18 protein-coding genes are annotated in these 15,515 nt (G+C 63.4%); 14 read left to right on the plus strand and 4 right to left on the minus strand.

The genetic code is table 11. From position 1 onward, the window contains the following. Nucleotides 1-20: 20 nt before the first annotated feature. The 5 genes from odhB (at nt 21) to lpdA (ending at nt 4,852) form a co-directional block, all read left to right on the plus strand. A complete protein-coding gene (gene odhB, locus NP945_RS24690) occupies nt 21-1,301 on the plus strand; it encodes a 2-oxoglutarate dehydrogenase complex dihydrolipoyllysine-residue succinyltransferase (protein WP_256747792.1) in 1,281 nt (426 codons plus the stop codon). Nucleotides 1,302-1,396: 95 nt separating this feature from the next. After that, nucleotides 1,397-2,095 carry a DUF4241 domain-containing protein gene (locus NP945_RS24695; protein ID WP_256747848.1) on the plus strand — a complete coding sequence of 233 codons (699 nt, stop codon included), beginning with the start codon at nt 1,397-1,399 and terminating at the stop codon, nt 2,093-2,095. Nucleotides 2,096-2,146: 51 nt separating this feature from the next. Beyond that, nucleotides 2,147-2,614 carry a hypothetical protein gene (locus NP945_RS24700; RefSeq protein WP_256747793.1) on the plus strand — a complete coding sequence of 156 codons (468 nt, stop codon included), beginning with the start codon at nt 2,147-2,149 and terminating at the stop codon, nt 2,612-2,614. Further along, nucleotides 2,611-3,366: an SDR family oxidoreductase gene (locus NP945_RS24705; protein ID WP_256747794.1), complete on the plus strand. Its 756-nt coding sequence runs from the start codon at nt 2,611-2,613 to the stop codon at nt 3,364-3,366. Before NP945_RS24700 ends, NP945_RS24705 begins: the two co-directional genes overlap by 4 nt. A gap of 55 nt (nt 3,367-3,421) precedes the next feature. Then, nucleotides 3,422-4,852, plus strand: coding sequence for a dihydrolipoyl dehydrogenase (gene lpdA / locus NP945_RS24710; protein ID WP_256747795.1), 1,431 nt, complete (start codon nt 3,422-3,424; stop codon nt 4,850-4,852). Nucleotides 4,853-4,950: 98 nt separating this feature from the next. Here lpdA and NP945_RS24715 read toward each other — a convergent pair whose 3' ends face one another. Then, nucleotides 4,951-5,298: a hypothetical protein gene (locus tag NP945_RS24715; RefSeq protein ID WP_127273296.1), complete on the minus strand. Its 348-nt coding sequence runs from the start codon at nt 5,296-5,298 to the stop codon at nt 4,951-4,953. 13 nt (nt 5,299-5,311) lie between these two features. On the opposite strand from NP945_RS24715, the gene NP945_RS24720 reads away from it, so the two are divergent. Beyond that, the gene (locus NP945_RS24720) at nt 5,312-5,971 is read left to right on the plus strand and encodes a DUF2867 domain-containing protein (protein WP_372337987.1); all 660 of its coding nucleotides are present in this window, start codon (nt 5,312-5,314) and stop codon (nt 5,969-5,971) included. A gap of 10 nt (nt 5,972-5,981) precedes the next feature. On the opposite strand, the gene NP945_RS24725 is transcribed toward NP945_RS24720, so the two are convergent. Then, nucleotides 5,982-7,052, minus strand: coding sequence for a TraB/GumN family protein (locus NP945_RS24725; RefSeq protein ID WP_256747796.1), 1,071 nt, complete (start codon nt 7,050-7,052; stop codon nt 5,982-5,984). 380 nt (nt 7,053-7,432) lie between these two features. Beyond that, on the minus strand, nt 7,433-8,371 hold the full coding sequence (locus NP945_RS24730) for a tyrosine recombinase XerC (RefSeq protein WP_256747797.1): 939 nt from the start codon (nt 8,369-8,371) through the stop codon (nt 7,433-7,435). A gap of 400 nt (nt 8,372-8,771) precedes the next feature. On the opposite strand from NP945_RS24730, the gene rimM reads away from it, so the two are divergent. Together rimM and trmD are read left to right on the plus strand one after the other, a co-directional pair. Beyond that, nucleotides 8,772-9,371 (plus strand): ribosome maturation factor RimM, encoded by a 600-nt coding sequence (rimM, locus tag NP945_RS24735; RefSeq protein WP_127330189.1) that lies wholly within the window; start codon nt 8,772-8,774, stop codon nt 9,369-9,371. Next, a complete protein-coding gene (trmD, locus tag NP945_RS24740) occupies nt 9,368-10,072 on the plus strand; it encodes a tRNA (guanosine(37)-N1)-methyltransferase TrmD (protein WP_256747798.1) in 705 nt (234 codons plus the stop codon). Before rimM ends, trmD begins: the two co-directional genes overlap by 4 nt. Here the strand turns inward: trmD and NP945_RS24745 are convergent. Then, nucleotides 10,054-10,806: a sulfite exporter TauE/SafE family protein gene (locus tag NP945_RS24745; RefSeq protein WP_256747799.1), complete on the minus strand. Its 753-nt coding sequence runs from the start codon at nt 10,804-10,806 to the stop codon at nt 10,054-10,056. The two genes, trmD and NP945_RS24745, sit on opposite strands and share 19 nt — an antisense overlap. A gap of 328 nt (nt 10,807-11,134) precedes the next feature. Here NP945_RS24745 and rplS point away from each other — a divergent pair, with 328 nt between their 5' ends. The 6 genes from rplS (at nt 11,135) to NP945_RS24775 (ending at nt 15,428) form a co-directional block, all read left to right on the plus strand. Beyond that, entirely contained in the window at nt 11,135-11,683 is a 549-nt protein-coding gene (rplS, locus tag NP945_RS24750) for a 50S ribosomal protein L19 (protein WP_023811269.1), read from the plus strand. A 136-nt stretch (nt 11,684-11,819) separates the two neighbouring features. Next, nucleotides 11,820-12,254, plus strand: coding sequence for an organic hydroperoxide resistance protein (locus NP945_RS24755; RefSeq protein WP_256747800.1), 435 nt, complete (start codon nt 11,820-11,822; stop codon nt 12,252-12,254). After that, nucleotides 12,251-12,751, plus strand: a complete 501-nt coding sequence (locus NP945_RS24760; protein WP_256747801.1) for a MarR family winged helix-turn-helix transcriptional regulator — start codon at nt 12,251-12,253, stop codon at nt 12,749-12,751. Before NP945_RS24755 ends, NP945_RS24760 begins: the two co-directional genes overlap by 4 nt. Nucleotides 12,752-12,928: 177 nt before the next feature. Continuing rightward, nucleotides 12,929-13,726, plus strand: coding sequence for a transporter substrate-binding domain-containing protein (locus tag NP945_RS24765; protein ID WP_256747802.1), 798 nt, complete (start codon nt 12,929-12,931; stop codon nt 13,724-13,726). A gap of 201 nt (nt 13,727-13,927) precedes the next feature. Beyond that, the gene (locus NP945_RS24770) at nt 13,928-14,737 is read left to right on the plus strand and encodes an amino acid ABC transporter permease (RefSeq protein WP_256747803.1); all 810 of its coding nucleotides are present in this window, start codon (nt 13,928-13,930) and stop codon (nt 14,735-14,737) included. A gap of 55 nt (nt 14,738-14,792) precedes the next feature. Next, the gene (locus tag NP945_RS24775) at nt 14,793-15,428 is read left to right on the plus strand and encodes a class I SAM-dependent methyltransferase (RefSeq protein WP_256747804.1); all 636 of its coding nucleotides are present in this window, start codon (nt 14,793-14,795) and stop codon (nt 15,426-15,428) included. Nucleotides 15,429-15,515 lie beyond the last annotated feature (87 nt).

Below are 15,515 nucleotides of genomic sequence, written 5' to 3' on the forward strand. Positions count from 1 at the left end.
AAAGAAAACGGACAGGCACAATGGCTACCGAAATCCGCGTTCCCACTCTCGGCGAATCCGTCACCGAAGCGACCATCGGCAAATGGTTCAAGAAGGTCGGCGACGCGATCGTCGCCGACGAGCCGCTGGTCGAGCTCGAGACCGACAAGGTGACGGTGGAGGTGCCTGCCGCCGCTGCCGGAACCTTAAGCGATATCACCGCCAAGGAAGGTGAGACTGTCGGTGTCGGTGCGCTGCTCGGTTCGATTTCGGCAGGTGGCACTGCCGCCGCACCAGCGACCAAGCCGCAGGCGGTGTCGCAGGCCTCGTCGCCGGATGCAGCATCGACCGGCAAGCAGGCCGCGGCCGAGACCGCCAAGATCGCCGGCGATGCCGGCCCGGTCGAGCCGCGCACCATGCCACCGGCACCGGCCGCGGCGAAACTGATCGCCGAAAGCAATCTCTCGGTCGACCAGATCTCCGGTTCGGGAAAGCGTGGCCAGGTGCTGAAAGGCGACGTGCTCGACGCCATCTCCAAGGGTGCGCCGTCGCAGCCGGCGGAGACGCCGAAGGCGGCACCTGCACCGGTTGCCGTACGCGCGCCGTCCTCGGGCGACGATGCGTCGCGCGAGGAGCGCGTGCGCATGACCAAACTGCGCCAGACCATCGCCCGCCGTCTCAAGGAGGCGCAGTCGACCGCAGCCATGCTGACCACCTTCAACGAGGTCGACATGTCAGCGGTGATGGCGCTACGGACCAAGTACAAGGACGTGTTCGAAAAGAAGCACGGCGTGAAGCTCGGTTTCATGGGCTTCTTCACCAAGGCCGTTACGCATGCGCTGAAGGAAATCCCCTCGGTCAACGCCGAGATCGACGCCACCGACATCATCTTCAAGAATTATGCCCATATCGGCGTCGCCGTCGGCACCGAGAAGGGTCTTGTCGTGCCGGTGGTGCGCAATGCCGACCAGATGTCGATCGCCGAGATCGAAAAGGATATCGGCCGGCTGGGCATCGCCGCGCGCGACGGCAAGCTGTCGGTCGCCGACATGCAAGGCGGCACGTTTACGATTTCCAACGGTGGCGTTTACGGGTCGCTGATGTCGACGCCGATCCTCAACGCGCCGCAGTCGGGCATTCTGGGCATGCACAAGATCCAGGACAGGCCTGTCGTGGTCGGCGGCCAGATCGTGATCCGGCCGATGATGTATCTGGCGCTCAGCTACGATCACCGCATCGTCGACGGCAAGGAAGCGGTGACCTTCCTGGTCCGCGTCAAGGAAAGCCTGGAGGATCCGGAACGGCTGGTGCTCGATCTGTGAGCAAGGCCAACCGCCCCGTGAGCGGCTGGCTGGAACGGTTCGGGTTCAAACTGGGCCGGGCCGCGGGCGGCGCGCAGCGGACTTTTCGGCGCAGTATTTTCTGGCTTGGCTTGTCCACTGCTGTTCCTTCGCTGGCAATCGCCGCCGGATGGAATCCGGCAAAGGTGAGCAGCAACCTCGGCATCTTTGCCCTTAGTGACGTGCAATTGGCGGAGCGAAAGATAACGGTCACCCCGATCGGCCAACTCGAATTGCCGACGGGCGAGATTATGGCCTGCGATCCTCTGGTCACAGGCGATGACTGGCCAGCATTGAGCCGCAAGGTCAAACCTGGAAGTTATCCGGTTTCTCTGTTCGAGGCCCAGGGACGTGTGGCAGCAGCGTTCCTTCGGCTCCGCCCAGGCACGCCGGTCCGCTGGGAACTGGCGACCTTGCCAGACCAGGACGTGTCGACCCTGAAGGACGACGAAATGTTCGGCTACCCCGTCGATGCCGGCCTTGGCTCTTTCATGGACAAGACGGCGATGGCGCTGATGTCGGCCGAACAGGACAAGCTCAAGGCCGACGAGAATTACTATGACGACGTGCTGGCCGCCGAATTCGCACCCAACCAGGACAGGTTCGTCATGCATCATCCGGTTGCCGGCAACCCGCTCAACATCGCGATGTTCTGGAGCGGCTGGGGTGATGGATTTTATCCGTCATTCTGGGGACTGGACGCAGCAGGCGAGCCGTTGTTGCTGCTGACCGATTTCGGCGTGCTGGAAAACGCCGATGGCCGCGAGAGCAAGTAGGTCGCGCTGATGCAAAGCGTCCTATCGCCCACTATCCGATGTGCAGCCGGAATGCTGGCCGTGTTGTTCACCGACTCTGCCGCAAATGCCGCCTGTCCGATCGAACTCGCTGTCTATGGCGACACCCAAAGCGGCAGCGAAATCGGTTTCACGCCGACCGGCACCTCGGCGACGGTCACCAACAGCTTCCGCATGATCCTCGACAACGATGTGGTGCTGAACGGTATCGTCATGTGGAGCGAGGGCGTGTCACGGCCGAACGGCGCGCTGATGTACAAATGCCCCGAGGGCGACGTCACCGGCGAGGAACTTGCCGCCTGCACGCCCTGGCATGGCGTCATCTACACGGCGGATGACAAGGGCAAAATCGGGCTGCTGCCGGCCGAAGGTGTCGAAGCGCCGAAGATGCTGATCCTGCCGGATCTCGGGCCGTCGCTGCGGCAGTCCAGCGCTTATGGCGGCAGCGGGTTTTCGAAAGTGCCGTGGGATGTGTTTGCCTTGAAGGGATGCCAGGAATGAGCGGGACGCAAAAGGTGCTGCTGGTCACCGGCGGCAGCCGCGGCATTGGAGCCGCGATCTGCCGGTTTGGGTCGGAGGCCGGCTACCGGGTCGCGGTCAATTATGCTTCGAATCAGGATGCCGCCAATGCACTGGTCGCCGATATCGAGGCTGCCGGCGGCGAGGCTTTTGCGGTCAAGGGCGATGTCGGCAGCGAGGCCGATATCGTGGCCATGTTCGAGGCCGTCGACCGCGCCTATGGACGGCTCGATGCCTTCGTCAACAATGCCGGCATCGTCGACGTCAAGGCGCGCGTCGACGAGATGGACGTTTCGCGGCTGGAGCGCATGATGCGCGTCAATGTCGTCGGCTCGTTCCTCTGCGCCCGTGAGGCGGTGAAGCGCATGTCGACCCGCCATGGCGGGTCGGGCGGGTCCATAGTCAACATCTCGTCGGCGGCAGCGACATTGGGCTCGCCGGGCGAGTATGTCGATTATGCCGCCTCCAAGGGCGCCATCGACACCTTCACCATCGGGCTCGCCCGCGAGGTGGCGCTGGAAGGCATCCGCGTCAATGCGGTGCGCCCTGGCATCATCGACACGGACATCCACGCTTCCGGCGGGCAGCCGGACAGGGTGGAGCGGTTCCGCGACCTGCTGCCGATGAAAAGAGCCGGTACAGTGGATGAAGTCGCCGGCGCGGTTCTCTATCTTCTCTCCGACGCCGCGTCCTATACGACAGGCGCGATCCTGAATGTAAGCGGCGGCCGCTGAGCGCTCTCAAGCAGATCGAGCAGGATGTTATCCGAAAACCGCGTCACACGGCATCATGCTCAAACAGAAGGACAGTATCATGGCTTATGACGTCGTTATCATCGGATCGGGACCGGGCGGCTATGTCTGCGCCATCAAGGCGGCGCAGCTCGGGCTCAGGGTCGCGGTGGTCGAGAAGAACGCGACCTTCGGCGGTACCTGCCTCAACATCGGCTGCATCCCTTCCAAGGCGCTGCTCCATGCCTCCGAGATGTTCGCCGAGGCCGGTCACTCCTTCGACACGCTCGGCGTCGAGATATCAGCGCCGAAATTGAACCTGAAGAAGATGATGGCGCACAAGGATGCGACGGTGTCGTCGAACGTCAACGGCGTCGCCTTTCTGTTCAAGAAGAATAAGATCGATAGTTTCCGCGGCACCGGCAAGGTGCTCGCCGCCGGCAAGGTGTCTGTCACCTCCGAGGACGGCAAGGTCGAGGAGATCGAGACCAGGAACATCGTCATCGCCACCGGCTCGGATGTCGCCGGCATTCCCGGCGTCAAGGTCGACATCGACGAGAAGGTGATCGTGTCGTCGACCGGCGCATTGTCGCTTGATAAGGTTCCCGGCCATCTGGTGGTGGTCGGCGGCGGTGTCATCGGGCTCGAGCTCGGCTCGGTGTGGGCACGGCTCGGCGCCAAGGTCACCGTGGTCGAGTTCCTCGACACCATCCTCGGCGGCATGGACGGCGAGGTTTCCAAGCAGTTCCAGCGCTTGCTTTCAAAGCAGGGCTTCGAGTTCAAGCTCGGCGCCAAGGTCACCGGTGTCGCCAAGGCCAAGAAGGGTGCGACCGTCACCTTCGAGCCGGTCAAGGGCGGCGCCGCCGAGACGATCGAGGCCGATGCCGTGCTGATCGCCACCGGCCGCCGCGCCTATGCCGACAGGCTCGGGCTCGGGGAAGCCGGCGTCGAGGTCGACGAGCGCGGCCGGGTCAAGACCGATGGTCATCTCAAGACCAATGTCTCGGGCATCTATGCCATCGGCGATGTCATCGCCGGGCCGATGCTGGCACACAAGGCCGAGGACGAGGGCGTGGCGGTGGCCGAAACCATTGCCGGCCAGGCCGGCCACGTGAACTATGACGTCATTCCGAGCGTCGTCTACACCAGCCCGGAAATCGCCTCGGTCGGCAAGACCGAGGAAGAGCTGAAGAAGGCCGGTATCGACTACAAGGTGGGAAAGTTCCCGTTCAGCGCCAATGGCCGGGCGCGCGCCATGCTGCACACCGACGGTTTTGTGAAGATCCTCGCCGACAAGACGAGCGACCGCGTACTCGGCGTGCATATTGTCGGCTTCGGCGCAGGCGAGATGATCCACGAGGCGGCGGTGCTGATGGAATTCGGCGGCTCGTCTGAGGATCTCGCCCGCACCTGCCACGCGCATCCGACGATGTCGGAGGCGATCAAGGAGGCGGCGCTGGCAACGTTCTTCAAGCCGATCCACATCTAAAGGCACTATCCTCGGTCAAGCCCGAGGGTGACGAACGTAGCGATCCCTACAAAACGGCCCGCCTTTCGGCGGGCCGTTCGTATTTGATATCGAGCCGATCAGTTGGCCGGTGCAGGCGCTGGGGCCGGTGCCGGAGCCGGTGCAGGCGCTGGTGCCGGGGCAGGCGCCGGTTCTGCAGGCGCCGGAGCAGGCGCGGGTGCTGGCGCAGGTTCGGCCGGCTTCATCGGTTCGGCCGGTGCCGGTGCGGGCGCCGGTGTGCTGGCCGCCGGCGGCTCGGCGGGTGCCGGGTGCTCACCGCTTCTTCCGAAAATATAATACGCGACAACCGCCAGAATAACGACGACCAGCGCAATCAGCCAGCCACTACCGCCGCCACCGCTCTGCTTGATGGTGGTGTTGGTGGTGTTGGGATTGAACGGGTCGTTTGGATTCGGTGCGTTCGCCATAAAAGTGTCCTCCGTGGATGAAAAATATCAATCAACACCATATAACGCGCAATCATTGAACTGGTTTCACGCTAGGGTTGGAAAACGCCAAAAACAAGGACAATCCCGCCGTTCCGGCGCCGGAATGGCGTTGTTTCGCCACGCAACGCGCCAAGTTGGTGCCTATTATGGGTTTTTCCGGAGGATTTTTGTCGTGACGAATCCCATAGCAGAGTTTGTCCCGAATCACTGCGATGTTCTCGCCGGAGCCCAGTTCGCCGACCGCTTTGTGCTGATCACCCAGGGTCTTTCTTTAACGGCACTCGGCGCGGCGGAACGCGCCCTGGGGCGAACGCCGCCCTGGGTCGGCAGGCTCATGGCGCTGCGCAACCTTGCCGTCAAGCCGTTCCGGCTGAAGACGGGCCTGGAAACTGCGGTGTTGCCGTCGGGCCGGATCGGGATATTTCCGCTCATCAGCCAGTTTCCCGGCAAGGTTGTGCTTGGCCTCGACGACAGGCATCTCGATTTCCGTGTCCTGGTCGAAGTCAGGGATCTCGGCATGGGCCGGCAAGAGGTGGCCGCGACGACGATCGTCAAGACGCACAATTGGCTCGGCCGCGCCTATCTTGCGATCATCATGCCGTTCCACCGGATCATCGTTCCGGCGATGCTGGCCCAGATCGTGGCGAAGTAAACTGAAGTAGCTAAAGTCCTATAGGCGTGACGGTGTAACCGGCCTTGCGAAAATCCTCGACCAAGCCTTCGGGGCCGGGGAGGTGGAGGGCGCCGACCGCCATGAAGACGTTGCCCCTGGCAAGGATCGGTTCGGCATGATCGACCATCACCTTGTTGCGGCTGGTGATCATGGTTTCCTCGAATGCCGCATAGCCCGCGGGGTCGTCCGTGCCTTCCGGCATGGCCGCGCGAAACAGCGGCCAGAACATTCCGGTGTCGCCGCGCTGGTAGAGCACGATCATGGTTTCGTTGATGTCGTTGATCTTATCGCCGAGCTTCAGCGTGTCGACGAGGCCCTTCATGTGAAACGCCAGCGGCAGCGAGGCCATGGCGCGCAACTGGCTTTCAGCAGTCTCCAATCCTTCCACCGGCTTGCCGGAAGCCTTTGCACCTTCGGCCAGCCTGACATCGAGCACCGGGGCGCCGCCTGACTGGCGGGCCAGCTCGCAGGCCGGCAGTGCCATCATGGCCGAGAGCATCCACGGCTTCATCTTGGCAACCGTTGCCGGAGGAATGCCGCGTGCGTCGAGGGCGGCATTCATGGCCGCCGCATCGTCGGGCGACAGCAGCGACGCCAGCGTCGTCGAATCAGTGAACATCATCAGGTCCGGCTCCTTGAGCATCGCGACCATCATCTTCTGCTTGTCGAGCACGTCGGTGGTTTCGATGACGATGGTGCCGGCGGCGTCATAGGCTTTCTGCGCGTCGGGAGGCAGCGTGGTGACGCGCGGGTCGGTCATATGCATGGTGCCGAACAGGAAGGACGGCTTCTCGCCGGGCTTTTCCAGCTTCCATAACAGGCCCTTGCCGTTCGGCGTCGCGGCGGCTTCCGCTTCGATCTTGCGGTAGGTCGCCGGATCGTTCTTCTGCAAGGCCGACAGCATGTCGGCGCCGGTGCAGGTCGGGATTTCGGCATGCGCCTTGCCGGCCGCAAACAGCAGCGCGGCGAGGAACGACAGGAAGAACAGAACGTTGAGCGCGACGAGCAGCTTCAGCGACACGGAAGCTGCACGGTCGGCGATGGCGATGACGCGTTTCATGATCCCATTCCTAGAACCGAAAAGCGGCAAAACGGTTAATTGGTACTGCGAAATTGTCTTCGACCGGCTATCGCCCTCAGCGGACGTCGATGGTGCTCATGACTCAATGATTAGCGGAAACGCCCATTCCTTCGTCATCCACGGGCGGAGCAAGGAGCGTAGCGACGCGGCGCAGACCCGAGGATCCATGCCGGGACTCTGGAACGCTGCAACAGTGCAGAATTCCGCTCCGCAGCACTCCATGGCAAAGGTCGCGGCATAGATCCCAGGGTCTCCGCGACGGAGCTTCGCTCCTGCTTCGCCCAGGGATGACGACGTTGGGGAGGCTTTCGGCCAATGGTGAACGTTTGGCCACCGATACTATGCGACGCTACTGGCGTTCATGCCCGTGGATGGGCCTGCTCGTAAATCTCGAGCAGCCTCGCAGTGTCGACGCCGGTGTAGATCTGCGTCGTCGACAGGCTGGCGTGGCCGAGCAGTTCCTGGATGGTGCGCAAATCGCCGCCGCGGCCGAGCAGATGCGTGGCGAAGGAATGGCGCAGCGCATGCGGCGTCGCGGTATCGGGCAGGTTGAGCGCCGAGCGCAGCTTGGCCATGTCGCGCTGGACAATGGTCGGGTTGAGCGGACCGCCGCGGGCGCCGCGAAACAACAGGCCCTTGGGGTCGAGATGGTAGGGGCAGAGCCGGCGATATTCGGCGATCGCCCTGAGCGCCACCGGCAGCACCGGCACCAGGCGCGTCTTGCCGCCCTTGCCGGTGACGCGAAGCACCGTGTCGTCCGCCGACGCCAGATCGGCGCCGGCGAGGCCAAGCGCCTCGGAAATGCGCAGGCCGGAGCCGTAGAGCAGTGTCAGCACGGCGGCGTTGCGGGCAGCAATCCAGGGTTCCTCCGCCAGTTGGCCTTCAATGGAAACAACATGCTTGGCATCGCTCGCTGTCAGCGGCTTGGGCAGCGATTTGGGTTGGCGCGGCGCGCGCAGTGCTGCCGCCCCGGCCGCATTGGCGAGGCCGCGCCGCTCGAGGAAACGCAGCAGCGAGCGGATGCCGGCGAGACCCCGGCCGAGCGTGCGGGCACCGGCACCGGCATTGCGCCGCGCCGCGAGAAAGCCGCGCAGGTCGGCCGGGCGCAGATCGGCGATGTCCGAAATGCCGGGCGAGCCGCCGCAATGGCCGGTGAGGAAATGCAGGAACTGGCGCGTGTCGCGCTCATAGGCTTCCACGGTCTTGGGCGACAGCCGACGTTCTCGCGCGAGCATTTTCAGCCAGCTTTCGCGCGCCGCCTGGAGATCGGGTTTGGCCGGGATCAGGAATTCCTGCATGGCGGCATTTTCGGGTATTCGGGTTAGGAAGCGGTGAAGAGCCGTCATTGAAATGACAGCCGGCTGAGGTTAGGAGACCATCGATTGGTGGCAGGTGACTACCTTGGTGATTGGCTGAAATGCCCGCCCCCTTCGTCATCCTGGGGCGGAGCAGGAGCGAAGCGACGTCGCGGAGACCCCAGGATCCATGCCGTGACCTGCGAGCGTTGCTGCGTTACAAGTCTGATAGCTTTGCGGTGGAGACCACGCGAAGTGTTTGCAAATAGAGAGTTGGCAGGAACGAGACTCGTGACCCTTTCTGAACTGCCGTGCTTTTTGGTCGCCGTAACGGAATGGATCCTCGGGTCTGCGCAGTCGCTTCGCGCCTGCTCCGCCCGTGGATGACGAAGGTAAAAGCGCCATGAGCAAGCCCCAGAACCCTGTCCAGATGGCCGTGATCGGCGCCGCCCATGGCATCAAAGGCGAATTGCGGGTGAAGACCTTCACAGGTGAGCCGCTGGCGCTGGCCGATTACGGGCCGCTCTACGCCAGGGACGGGCGCGCCTTCCAGATCGTCGACATCAGGCCTGCCAACACCGTCGTCGTGGTCCGCTTCAAGGGCATTGCCGACCGCAATGCGGCCGAGGCGCTGGCAGGCACGGAGCTGTTCGTCGACCGTTCGATGCTGCCGGACGACGGCGAGGAAGACGAATTCTACCATGCCGACCTCGTCGGCCTCGAAGTCCGCGACGACACGGCTGCCGTGCTTGGCAAGGTGGTCGCGGTGCACAATTTCGGCGGCGGCGACATTCTCGACGTGACGCTGGGCGGGCGCAAGGGCGTGCTGATCCCGTTCACACAAGCCGCCGTGCCGCAAGTGTCGATCGCCGAGGGTTTTGTCCGTGTCGATCCGGCTGCTGCCGGGCTGGTCGACGACGAGGATGGCGATGGCCCGCGCGAGGAAGACTTCGATCCGAAGGGCCGGCCGCGCGGACCGAGCGATGCCGGGGGCAACCGGTGAGTTTTTCCGCTTCGGTGCTGACGCTTTACCCCGAGATGTTTCCCGGCGCGCTCGGCCTCTCGTTGGCCGGCCGGGCGCTGGAGGCCGGGACGTGGTCGCTGGAGGCGATCCAGATCCGCGACTTCGCCACCGACCGCCATCGCACCGTCGACGACACGCCCGCCGGCGGCGGCGCCGGCATGGTGATGCGCGCCGACGTGCTGGCGAAAGCCATCGACCACGCTTCGCCGGAAGGCGATGCGCGGCCTCGGCTGCTGATGAGCCCGCGCGGCAAGCCGCTGACCCAGGCGCGTGTGCGCGAGCTGGCCGCTGGGCCGGGTGCCGTCATCCTGTGCGGCCGCTTCGAAGGCGTCGACCAGCGGGTGATCGACGCGCGGGGATTGGAGGAAGTCTCCATCGGTGATTTCATCCTCTCGGGTGGTGAGCCGGCAGCGCTCGTTCTGCTCGATGCGGTGGTGCGGCTGTTGCCCGGCGTGATGGGCAACGCGGTGTCGGGCGAGGAGGAGAGTTTCGAAAACGGCCTGCTCGAACATCCGCACTATACAAGGCCGCAGGAGTTCGAAGGCCGCGAGATACCCGAGGTGCTGGTTTCCGGCAACCACAAGAAGATCGCCGCATGGCGTCGGGCGGAGTCAGAGAAGCTGACCAAGGAGAGGCGTCCGGATTTGTTGGGCGCCGCCGCTCACCCTTTCCAAAAGTAATAGAAAGCCAAAAACAGCCCGACGGCGACGACGAAGCCGCGCACCGCGTTTTGCGGCACGCGCTTGGCGATCCAGACGCCGGCATAGCCGCCCAGCGCGCCGCCCGGGATCATGATGATCGCCTGCGGCCAGGCGACGACGCCGCCCGAGACGAAGACGACGATCGCAACAGCGGCGATGACCATGGCCAGCATGTTCTTCAACGCGTTCAGCCGGTGATAGTCGCCGGCTTGCGTCAGGCCGAGCGTCGCCAGCATCATCACGCCCATGCCGGCGCCGAAGAAGCCGCCATAGATGGCGGTGAGAAACTGCGCCAGGGAGCCGGCGAGTGAGCCCACCGCCGCTTCATGGCCGGGCTTCGGCACTGGTTTCAGCCAGGGGCCGGCTGCGAACAGGGCTGTCGCGGCCAGGAGCAGCCACGGCACCAGAGCGCGAAACGACGGATTGTCGAGCGCCAAAAGGATCAGCGCGCCGGCCAGAGCGCCCACGGCCGAGATCAGGCACAGCAGCAGCGCGCCGCGCCAGAAATGCCTGATATCGGCCGAGTAGGCGAGGGTCGAAGTGATGTAGCCTGGAAATTGGGTCACCGAGGAGGTGGCGTTGGCGACGATCGGCGGCAGGCCGACCAACGTCATGGCGCCGAAGGTGATGAAGGTGCCGCCACCGGCGACCGCATTGGCGGCGCCTGACAGAAGGCCCGCCAGAAAGAGCAGGATGGCATCGAAGACAGACATGAATTGCGGCCGCTCAAAACTGTGTTATTTCAGGCTTAGAAAGCCTGAACGACCGGCGCAACCCGGCACGGCAGGATTACGATGGTGCCATGCGAGCAGAAAATGCGCGGCCAAGGCGTGACAAAGCGGCGAAATAGCTGTATGTGCGCGACCGTACCGGCCAGAAAGAATCTGCCGGACCCGTCAACAATGACGGTGTAGTCGCCCCTGTCTGATGTTTCAAAGACAAATGTCTTGGAGACAAAAGGCATAGCCAAGCGGTCAATGGAACTGCAAGGCGAGTGTCGGACGCTCTGACTGTCGGAAGAACAAGAAGTGGACTTTTGAGATGGATATCCTCCGTCAGCTCGAAGCCGAACAGGCCGCCAAGATCGAAGCCAAGCGCAAGCTTCCCGAATTCCAGCCCGGCGACACCGTGCGCGTCCAGGTCCGCGTGACCGAAGGCACCCGCACCCGCGTCCAGGCCTATGAGGGCGTCGTCATCGCCCGCGCAGGCGCCGGCTTCCAGGAGAACTTCACGGTTCGCAAGATTTCCTACGGCGAAGGCGTCGAGCGCGTGTTCCCGGTCTACTCGCCGATGGTTGAAGGCGTCGAGATCGTTCGCCGCGGCAAGGTGCGTCGCGCCAAGCTCTACTACCTGCGCGATCGTCGCGGCAAATCGGCCCGTATTTCGGAAAACACCGGCGTGCGCGCCCGCAAGCTGAACGATGAGGAGCGCGATGCGCTGAACGCCGAGAAGGCCCGCATCGAGGCCGAGAAGGTGGCAGCAGCCGAGGCCCTGGCCGTCGAGAAGGCCGCCCAGGACGCCGCCGAGAAGAAGGCCGCGGCCGAGGCAGCTGAAGCCGCAAAGGCAGCCGAAGCAGCCACCGCCGAATAAATTTTCATCGAGCAAGTTTGAAAAGGCGGCTTCGGCCGCCTTTTTTCGTTTCCGGGGGCTGGCGGGACAGTCCGGCGGTTGACTCGATTTACATCGTGTACTAAACAATCGTGCACGATTTAAATGGAGAAATGAAATGCCTGCATTGTATTCTACCCAAGCCCGCGCCGTCGGCGGCCGCGCCGGCCATGTCCAGAGCGATGATGGCTTGCTCAACCTCGATCTTGCCATGCCCAAGGAGCTTGGCGGCAAAGGTGGCGCCACCAATCCCGAACAGCTTTTTGCCGCCGGCTATGCCGCCTGCTTTGAAAGCGCCATGCGCTTCATCGCCGGCAAGCAGAAACTGCCGCTGCAGGATGCCTCGGTGACGGCCAATGTCAGCCTGCACAGCAATGCGCAGGGCGGATTTGTGCTCGGCGTTTCGCTGGCAGCGGAAACAAAGGGTCTTGATCAGGCGGCGGCGGAAGCGCTTGTATCGGCGGCGCACCAGGTTTGCCCCTATTCCAACGCCATCAAGGGCAACATCGAGGTGGCGCTTTCGGCTAAGGCGCTTCCGGCAAAGGCAGCATGACCGCGGAAACGACAACCAAGTCCAAGCAAGCCCCAGCGCATTTCGCCGGGGAGGCGAAACTCGACCAACAGCTCTGCTTCGCGCTCTATTCGGCAAGCGGGCTGATGACGAAGCTCTACCGCCCGCTGCTCGATCCGCTCGGCCTGACCTATCCGCAATATCTGGCCATGTTGGCGCTGTGGGAACGGGCTCCAAGCACGGTTGGCGAGCTTGGCGAAGCGCTTGGCCTGGATTCCGCGACGCTGACGCCGCTGCTCAAGCGGATGGAGGCTGGCGGACTGGTCACACGCCGGCGCGACCCCGCCGACGAGCGCCGGGTTATGGTCGAGCCGACAGCGAAGGGCCAAGCGTTGCGTGAGCAGGCTAAAAGCGTGCCGGCGGCGATGCTTTGCAACCTGCCGCTGGATGCCGACGAGTTGAAATCCCTGCACCGCACGCTGACGCGGTTCGTCTCCGGCTTGCGCAAGGCAGATGCCGGCATCGCGAAGCGGAGCTGATCGCTGCCGCGACACCGTTCATTCCTGAATCCCGGAAATGAAGGCACTGGAATCCGCTTTCGCGCATCCTGACGCAGCGGATCGTCTTGCATGACGCTTGCGGAAAGCTAAAGTCGGCGCCGTATTTTCCTGCAAGCCCGGCCATGTCCGGGTCCGTCAATTTCCGGGGAGTGTGTCATGACCAAATCGAAACTGCTGCTGGCAGGCCTGCTTGCCCTCGTCCTGACGCCCGTTGCCGCCTTTGCGCAGGCGCTGCCCGACCTCGGCGGCAAAAAGGTGGTGGTTGTGACCGAAAACGCCTATCCGCCGCTGCAGTTCATCGATGCCAAGACCGGCAAACAGATCGGCTGGGAATATGATGCGATGAACGAGATCGCCAAGCGGCTGAATTTTGCCGTCGAATACCAGAACACCTCCTGGGACGCGATGATCCAGGCGGTTTCCGACAACCAGTACAACATCGGCATGACGGGCATCACCATCAAGGACGACCGCAAGGAGAAGGTCGATTTCTCCGACCCCTATATGCGCTCGGAACAGTTCATGCTGGTGCGCGGCGATGAGAGCCGCTTCACTGACGCCAAGACCTTCGGCGGCTTCAAGGACGGGCTGATCGGCGCGCAGGCCGGCACCACGCCCTTCTACACCGCCGTCTATAGCGTGCTCGACGGCAATGAGCAGAACCCGCGCATCAAACTGTTCGAAACCTTCGGCGCGACCGTGCAGGCACTGAAGTCCGGTGACGTCGATGTCGTTTTGACCGATGGCACCGCTGGCAAAGGCTATGTCGACGCCTCCGAGGGCAAACTGAAACTGATCGGCGGGCCGCTCGGCACCGAGGATTTCGGTTTCATTTTCCCCAAGGGTTCCGACCTGGTGAAGCCGATCAACGCGGCAATCGCTGCGTTGAAGGCGGACGGGACGTTCGATGCGCTGAACAAGAAATGGTTTCTTGATTACAAGATGGGGCAGTGATTTCCCGCTGACTTCGCGCTTGAACGCCCCCCTCTGCCCTGCCGGGCATCTCCCCCTCAAGGGGGGAGATCGGCTGTTTTTTCCGCTTTCGCCAATCACCAAAGTTGTAAAAAGAGTGCCGTCGACGAAGCTGCCAATCTCCCCCCTTGAGGGGGAGATGTCCGGCAGGACAGAGGGGGGCGCCTTGGCGCAATCCTTTTGATGCCTCCCGCCTCTTCGTCCAAAGCCGACTTCCCCTGGTGGCTTGTCGTTGCCGCAGCCCTCGCGATCGCGGTGGCCGTCTTCGTCGCCACCAGCAACCTCTATGCCCAGGTGTTCGCCACCGTCGCCAAGGGCATCGGCGTCACCATCTTCGTCACCGTGATCGCCTTCGTGCTGGCTTCGGCCATGGGTCTTGGCATCGCGCTGATGGGAATGTCCGGTTCGCGCTGGCTGCGCCAGATCGCGCGCTTCTATGTCGAGATCGTCCGCGGCGTGCCGATCCTGGTGCTGTTGTTCTGGATCGCCTTTGCCGGCGCGCCGGCCTTCGTCGCGGCCTGGAACGCGCTGACCGCGCCGCTGCAAAGTGCCGGCCTGTTCGGCGAGCTTTTGGTGCGCGACGTGTCGCTGCTCTGGCGCGCTATCATGGCGCTGACCATCGGCTATTCGGCTTTCATCTCGGAGGTTTTCCGGGCCGGCATCCAGGCGGTGGAGAAGGGTCAGATCGAAGCGGCGAAGGCGCTTGGGCTGACACGCGCGCAGCGTTTCCGGCTGATCGTGTTCCCACAGGCAATCCGCACCATCCTGCCGCCGCTCGGCAATGATTTCGTCGCTTTGGTCAAGGATTCCTCGCTGGTCTCGGTGCTCGGCGTTGCCGACATCACGCAGATGGGCAAGGTCTACGCCGCCGGCTCCTTTCGCTTCTTCGAGACGTATTCGATAACGGCCTACATCTATCTCATCCTGACCGTCGGCCTGTCGCTGGCGCTCAGGGCGCTGGAGCGGCGGCTGCGCCGCCAGCACGAGGAATAGTTTTTCGGCCAAGGCAGCGCTACGATCCCCGAGCATTCCCCTTGAGGAGGTCCCCATGATCGTCGACAAAGCCAATGCGGCGCTGGATTCCGTCTATACGGCCGACACGCCGGAAGCGCTTGAGGAGGCCTATGCCGCGTGGGCTGCGACCTATGACAGCGAGACCGCCTCGCTCGGCTACCTCCTGCCTTTCCTGATCACCGCCTGGGTGGCGCGTCATGTGCCGGCGGGCGATGGCCCCTTGCTCGATGCCGGCTGCGGCACTGGCCTGTCGGGACCCTCGCTGAAGGCGCTCGGTTACCGCTACATTGCGGGGCTCGACCTCTCGCACGATATGCTGAAGATCGCCGGCAGCCGCAATGCCTACAGCGACCTGAAGCAGGCAATGCTGGGCGAAACGCTGCCATGGCCTGACGGCCACTTCCGCGCCTTCTTCTCGACCGGCGTGTTCACCATCAGCCATGCGCCGGCATCCGGCCTGCACGAACTGGTGCGCATCACCCGCCAGGGCGGCCATGCGATCTTCACCGTGCGCGACCAGGTGTTTGAGAGCGGCGGCTTCCAGGCGGTGTTCGATGAGCTGGAGCAAGCTGGGAAATGGCGGGCGGTCGAGGAGAGCCCGTGGTTCCGCTGCTATGCGATCGCCGAGCCGGACGCGTTGGTGAAGACGTTTGTGTTTGAAGTGTTGTGACCCCACTTCCCTTCTCCCACAAGGGAGGAGGTAAAGGCGCTGAACGCCGCAATTGCCGAAAACCCAAAACATTGGTATGAGCCACGC

Source organism: Mesorhizobium sp. LMG17149, assembly GCF_024518695.1.
Classification (GTDB): Bacteria; Pseudomonadota; Alphaproteobacteria; order Rhizobiales; family Rhizobiaceae; genus Mesorhizobium.

What these genes read in the sequence shown, in the direction of transcription:
- odhB (WP_256747792.1), top strand. Translation starts at nt 21, where the DNA reads ATGGCTACCGAAATCCGCGTTCCCACTCTCGGCGAATCCGTCACCGAA.
- NP945_RS24760 (WP_256747801.1), top strand. Translation starts at nt 12,251, where the DNA reads ATGACCGCGGAAACGACAACCAAGTCCAAGCAAGCCCCAGCGCATTTC.
- NP945_RS24775 (WP_256747804.1), top strand. Translation starts at nt 14,793, where the DNA reads ATGATCGTCGACAAAGCCAATGCGGCGCTGGATTCCGTCTATACGGCC.
- NP945_RS24755 (WP_256747800.1), top strand. Translation starts at nt 11,820, where the DNA reads ATGCCTGCATTGTATTCTACCCAAGCCCGCGCCGTCGGCGGCCGCGCC.
- NP945_RS24700 (WP_256747793.1), top strand. Translation starts at nt 2,147, where the DNA reads ATGCTGGCCGTGTTGTTCACCGACTCTGCCGCAAATGCCGCCTGTCCG.
- NP945_RS24745 (WP_256747799.1), bottom strand. Translation starts at nt 10,806, where the DNA reads ATGTCTGTCTTCGATGCCATCCTGCTCTTTCTGGCGGGCCTTCTGTCA.
- NP945_RS24765 (WP_256747802.1), top strand. Translation starts at nt 12,929, where the DNA reads ATGACCAAATCGAAACTGCTGCTGGCAGGCCTGCTTGCCCTCGTCCTG.
- lpdA (WP_256747795.1), top strand. Translation starts at nt 3,422, where the DNA reads ATGCTCAAACAGAAGGACAGTATCATGGCTTATGACGTCGTTATCATC.
- rimM (WP_127330189.1), top strand. Translation starts at nt 8,772, where the DNA reads ATGAGCAAGCCCCAGAACCCTGTCCAGATGGCCGTGATCGGCGCCGCC.
- NP945_RS24715 (WP_127273296.1), bottom strand. Translation starts at nt 5,298, where the DNA reads ATGGCGAACGCACCGAATCCAAACGACCCGTTCAATCCCAACACCACC.
- NP945_RS24725 (WP_256747796.1), bottom strand. Translation starts at nt 7,052, where the DNA reads ATGAAACGCGTCATCGCCATCGCCGACCGTGCAGCTTCCGTGTCGCTG.
- NP945_RS24770 (WP_256747803.1), top strand. Translation starts at nt 13,928, where the DNA reads ATGCCTCCCGCCTCTTCGTCCAAAGCCGACTTCCCCTGGTGGCTTGTC.
- rplS (WP_023811269.1), top strand. Translation starts at nt 11,135, where the DNA reads ATGGATATCCTCCGTCAGCTCGAAGCCGAACAGGCCGCCAAGATCGAA.
- NP945_RS24730 (WP_256747797.1), bottom strand. Translation starts at nt 8,371, where the DNA reads ATGCAGGAATTCCTGATCCCGGCCAAACCCGATCTCCAGGCGGCGCGC.
- NP945_RS24705 (WP_256747794.1), top strand. Translation starts at nt 2,611, where the DNA reads ATGAGCGGGACGCAAAAGGTGCTGCTGGTCACCGGCGGCAGCCGCGGC.